The organism is Catenibacterium sp. UBA627 (genome assembly GCF_002299355.1).
GTDB lineage: Bacteria > Bacillota_I > Bacilli_A > Erysipelotrichales > Coprobacillaceae > Catenibacterium > Catenibacterium mitsuoka.
The window spans coordinates 1-4,464 of sequence record NZ_DBPF01000004.1 but is presented as its reverse complement, the minus strand read 5'-3'; the positions used below and the strand labels follow the sequence as shown (position 1 = coordinate 4,464).

The following is a 4,464-nucleotide window of genomic DNA, read 5'->3' as shown; positions in this document are numbered from 1 at the left end:
ATACGCTATATTTTGGTGGTATCGTCATCAACATATGTATATGATCAGGACATGCCTCAGCCTCATGAATTACAACTCCTGGTTTTCTTTCTGCTACTGCTCTGAGAATAGCTCCTATATCTTTTCTTAATTTTCTGTATATTACCATTCTTCTGTACTTTGGTATAATGACTATGTGATATTTGCAATTATACGTTGTGTGTGATAATGTATTATCATCTCTCATTGAGAGTCCTCCTCTGATTATAATTCTTGCGGTTGCCAGCCACTTTTATTATATTATTGGAGGTTTTTTTCTCACCATCTCTGAAAGTTTTTTCGACCATACGCATAGCGTATGGTTTTCTTTATAATTAAAAGGATTCCAAACGGAATCCTTTTTTGTGTATTGAAAAAAGAATCCCAAAACAAAGGATTCTTTTATAGTTTCTTATTCTTTTCTTTGCAGAGATCTACTAAAGGACATTCCTTGCAATGAGGTGACATTGCCTTACAATGGTATCGTCCAAAGAAGATCATCTGATGATGTGTTTTAATCCATCTATTCTTAGGAATAGTCTTCATTAATTTCTTTTCTACAGTGAGGACTGTATCATCTGGTTTCGCAAATCCTAGTCTTTTAGAGATACGCTCAACATGTGTATCTACCGCAATAGCCGGATAACCAAATCCTTCTGCCATAACAACATTGGCAGTCTTTCTTCCTACTCCTGGTAAAGATATTAAAGCATCATGAGATGCTGGTACAACGCCATTAAAGCGTGCCTGAAGGGCCATAGCCATAGCCTTGATATTCTTTGCCTTATTCCTATAAAGCCCTATAGAATGAAGATCTGACTCCAATTCAGGCAGTGATGCATTCGCATAATCATCTACTGTTTTATATTTTTGGAAAAGATGCGATGTAAGCTTATTGACTGATTCATCTGTTGTCTGGGCAGATAACATCACTGCGACAAGCAATTCTAAGTTATTAGAATGATTCAGTACACAACGTGCATCAGGAAACATCTCATCAAATGTATTAAGTATTCTATCTTGTTTTGTTTTAATCATTTTCCCACCAATTATAATTTCTTACTTCTTCACTGACCTCTGGCTCTTCTTCTTGATATTTCTTAATATAATTCTTAGAATGAGCCCAGTTTTCTAATACTCTCTCTACATATCTAAAAGAGAGCGCATTTGATTTTACGGCTTCTTTTAAAGCAGATACAATCATCTCATCATCGTAACCAGTTCTTTTAAACTGATTGATATATTCAATATCCAAAGTACTCATTGTACGTCCAAACGCATCTTCGAATACTTCTACAAGGTTTACTTCTTCCTTCTTTTCAACCTTTATTCCAAGCAATAGCTTTTCTAAAGGTTTAAAATCAATTTTTAAATTAATTCTATCTAGATAATGACGATCTACAAGGCCTATCATGATATCATCAATATCTTTAATAGATAATGAAGAAAATTCAGCCACTTTTTGAGGATAAATAGGTCTTACCCCTAATTCACTCAAGGTCATCATCAACAATAATATATGTGTTTCTTGATCTGTTAGTCCTATAGACTTTCCCTTCAGCAAGAGAAGTTTCTTGAAGTCTATACATTGATAATCTGTAAGTATTTGTGTACTCATAGGCGATAATATTTCACAAACTTTCCTTCATCTAAAGAATAATAGAAATAATAGAGATGAGCATCGTTCTGGTATTTACCAAAATAAACAAGATCTCCATTTTCATATCCTATTGTTAAATCAGTGACATTTACTTTATATTCATTATTGATTGTATGAATGACATCTTTCTTTTTTGCAACAGAACCACTATAAGAATCTACTAATTTATATTGAGTATTGTAGACCTGGTAAACTTTCTTTTTCTTCTTATCTTTAATACGAATGATATAGTAGGTCTTAGAGCTGTTATATTCATTAAAATAATCATCATAGTTTAGCTTATATTTATTAATAATCTTGTTTCTTTCTAATGCGATGTTATTTTCATGATTGAAATAAGGAACATGTATATTTAACATACAGAAAGAAACAAAAACAAGAATAACCACTAATAATGCGATAATTACACGATATATCCAATTATTGTCTTTCTTATTATAATTCATATTGACCTCCATAGTGCCACTATTATAGCGCATTTAGGACAAAAAAAAAAGAGATTCATTAATTTGAATCTCTATTAGAACTGCTTAAAATCATAAATAGAATTCTTAGCATACTTGCAAGAGTCGCACATACACCAGCAACATAAGTTAATGCGGCAGCATAAAGCATCTGCCATGCACCAGCATACTCATTTTCATTTAAATATTGTGCTTGTAATATCGCAAGTCCTCTTTTAGAGGCATTAATTTCTACTGGTAATGTAATAATCTGGAAAGCTAAAATACCACACATTAAGAAGAATCCTAAGAAAGCGAGCCTTGTAGAACCTAAAGCAAGACCAATCATAATCGCAATCCATCCCAAATAGTTACCTACATTACATAATGGAATAATCGCATTTCTTACTCTTATTGGCATATAGTTTTCATGATATTGAATAGCATGACCACATTCATGAGCCGCAACAGCACAAGCGGCAATTGTTGTACCATGATAAATATCACTAGAAAGACTGACACTATTATTGGAAGGATCAAAGTGATCAGATAATTCCCCTTTCACTTCATAGACAGGAACATGTGTCATACCATGAGAATCTAATATTTCCCTTGCAACCTGCGCCCCAGTAATCCCACGGCTATTTGGTCTACGACGATATTTCGCATAAGTCGACTTAATCTTTGCCTGACAATATAAAGAAAATACCATCGCAATACCTACTAAGATTGTACCAAGCATATATCCTGGATTTGTCATTAAATAATAACTCATTTTCATCAACTCCTAATAATTATTATACATGAAATTTATTAACTGTATATAAACAAAAAAGATGCATTAGTTCATTGCATCTTTTAATCTATTACTTGGTTTGAAAGAAACTGTACGACTTGCTGGAATAATGATAGGTTCCTTAGTCTTTGGTGAAACGCCTTTACGTTCATGGCAGTGATTAATCTTAAATGTACCGAAGCCAGAAATAAGAACTTTATCACCATCAATCATACTTTCTACCATCGTATCAAAAACTGTATTCACAAGAATTTCAGCATCTTTTTTTGTTAAATCTCTTTTTTCAGAAACGATATTAATTAATTCTTTTTTATTCACTTCTGTAATGCCTCCTAATAAATTATCCTTGAGTAGTATAACAAAATCTACATATCATTTCAAGAGATAAAACACAAAAAAAGCACGTAAGAAAGGACATAAAATGAATTACTATTTTTTAGATTTATAAGCCTTTTCCCAGAACTTATTTCCTTGTTTTATGAATTGATTTTTAGAAAAAAATGTGATATCTAGAGCACTTTCCTTTTCTTTTCTAATATCCGATGCAAAGGATTTTAAGGTATTTGAGATACGCCATGTATAAGGAATATGATTGATCAGAAAGTAAGCTCCAACCTTTAAAGACCCATTATAATAGGCATGTGTTTTCTTGCAATAAAGTGATAATATTTCATCTGCATAATCACAATAATCAACTTCATATTCATCACAATAGATTACACTATAGATTGTTTTATGATTCATCAATTTTTCATTATTTTTCATATAATCTAACATACATGAAGGTATTGTCTGTGATGAAATAGGAAACATAAAAATGATTGTATTATTGGCTTCTACATCTTTTTCTTCTATCACCTGTAATGTTTTGATTGATACATTTCCTTTAAGATAATGAGCAAGCTTATAGGCTTGATTATACATGACCTTATTTGTATAAATGAGACCAGATAAGATTATAAGAATATTATCCACGATCAACACCTCCAAATGTCTTGAGTGAGTTATCTAAATCTTCTTCTGTACAAAAATAAGTATTAATAGAAGAAATAAAATAACCTAGAAGTGAATCATTTAAATAATCCATCAACATCTTCTGTTCTTTCTCAGATATATCACCATAGCCTATAAGAAGGATTTTCTTTGATTGCTGAGCTAAAGAAGCGTGACAGGTTATTCCACCTACTGTTGTATAATAAGGCTCATATGAAGATATATTGCGTTCTATAAAGGATTTAAGCTGTGTATCAAAGCATCCACAATAAATATGTGTAACTAAAATAATGAGAGAAGCCTGCCCAATCCATTGATTGATTATTGAAATATCATCGTGGTAGCGACATGGAGTCCTATTTTTAAGACAAGTATAATCACCAGTGCATGGACTATATTTAATATTATTAAGATTAACTACGACGCTTTCTTTAAAAAATTCTAAAGGAATATCTTTATCTGTAATAACAATATTTTTCATAGATATCGCCTCCTTAAATAATTTTACAAGAAGATATGAACAAATTCAATAAAAAAAGCCCTCCTGAAGGAAG

8 protein-coding genes are annotated in these 4,464 nt (G+C 31.7%); all 8 read right to left on the bottom strand.

The features are described from left to right. On the bottom strand, positions 1 to 226 hold a 226-nt coding region (gene tnpA, locus B2S90_RS00220; RefSeq protein ID WP_286696360.1), incomplete at its 3' end, for an IS200/IS605 family transposase. A gap of 194 nt (positions 227 to 420) precedes the next feature. Further along, positions 421 to 1,056, bottom strand: coding sequence for an endonuclease III (gene nth / locus B2S90_RS00215; RefSeq protein ID WP_055235003.1), 636 nt, complete (start codon positions 1,054 to 1,056; stop codon positions 421 to 423). Further along, positions 1,049 to 1,636: a DnaD domain-containing protein gene (locus B2S90_RS00210; protein ID WP_055235005.1), complete on the bottom strand. Its 588-nt coding sequence runs from the start codon at positions 1,634 to 1,636 to the stop codon at positions 1,049 to 1,051. Before B2S90_RS00210 ends, nth begins: the two co-directional genes overlap by 8 nt. After that, positions 1,633 to 2,124, bottom strand: a complete 492-nt coding sequence (locus B2S90_RS00205; RefSeq protein WP_286696359.1) for a hypothetical protein — start codon at positions 2,122 to 2,124, stop codon at positions 1,633 to 1,635. The genes B2S90_RS00210 and B2S90_RS00205 overlap by 4 nt, the downstream gene beginning before the upstream one ends. A gap of 58 nt (positions 2,125 to 2,182) precedes the next feature. Beyond that, positions 2,183 to 2,896, bottom strand: a complete 714-nt coding sequence (locus B2S90_RS00200) for a zinc metallopeptidase (protein WP_238319828.1) — start codon at positions 2,894 to 2,896, stop codon at positions 2,183 to 2,185. A 66-nt stretch (positions 2,897 to 2,962) separates the two neighbouring features. Next, the gene (locus B2S90_RS00195; RefSeq protein WP_022424200.1) at positions 2,963 to 3,235 is read right to left on the bottom strand and encodes an HU family DNA-binding protein; all 273 of its coding nucleotides are present in this window, start codon (positions 3,233 to 3,235) and stop codon (positions 2,963 to 2,965) included. Positions 3,236 to 3,346: 111 nt separating this feature from the next. After that, complete coding sequence (locus tag B2S90_RS00190) at positions 3,347 to 3,892, bottom strand: hypothetical protein (protein ID WP_278861742.1); 546 nt, start codon at positions 3,890 to 3,892, stop codon at positions 3,347 to 3,349. Further along, on the bottom strand, positions 3,885 to 4,391 hold the full coding sequence (locus B2S90_RS00185) for a flavodoxin family protein (protein WP_055290025.1): 507 nt from the start codon (positions 4,389 to 4,391) through the stop codon (positions 3,885 to 3,887). The genes B2S90_RS00190 and B2S90_RS00185 overlap by 8 nt, the downstream gene beginning before the upstream one ends. Between the last annotated feature and the right edge of the window lie 73 nt (positions 4,392 to 4,464).

What these genes read in the sequence shown, in the direction of transcription:
- B2S90_RS00210 (WP_055235005.1), bottom strand. Translation starts at nt 1,636, where the DNA reads ATGAGTACACAAATACTTACAGATTATCAATGTATAGACTTCAAGAAA.
- nth (WP_055235003.1), bottom strand. Translation starts at nt 1,056, where the DNA reads ATGATTAAAACAAAACAAGATAGAATACTTAATACATTTGATGAGATG.
- B2S90_RS00185 (WP_055290025.1), bottom strand. Translation starts at nt 4,391, where the DNA reads ATGAAAAATATTGTTATTACAGATAAAGATATTCCTTTAGAATTTTTT.
- B2S90_RS00205 (WP_286696359.1), bottom strand. Translation starts at nt 2,124, where the DNA reads ATGAATTATAATAAGAAAGACAATAATTGGATATATCGTGTAATTATC.
- B2S90_RS00200 (WP_238319828.1), bottom strand. Translation starts at nt 2,896, where the DNA reads ATGAGTTATTATTTAATGACAAATCCAGGATATATGCTTGGTACAATC.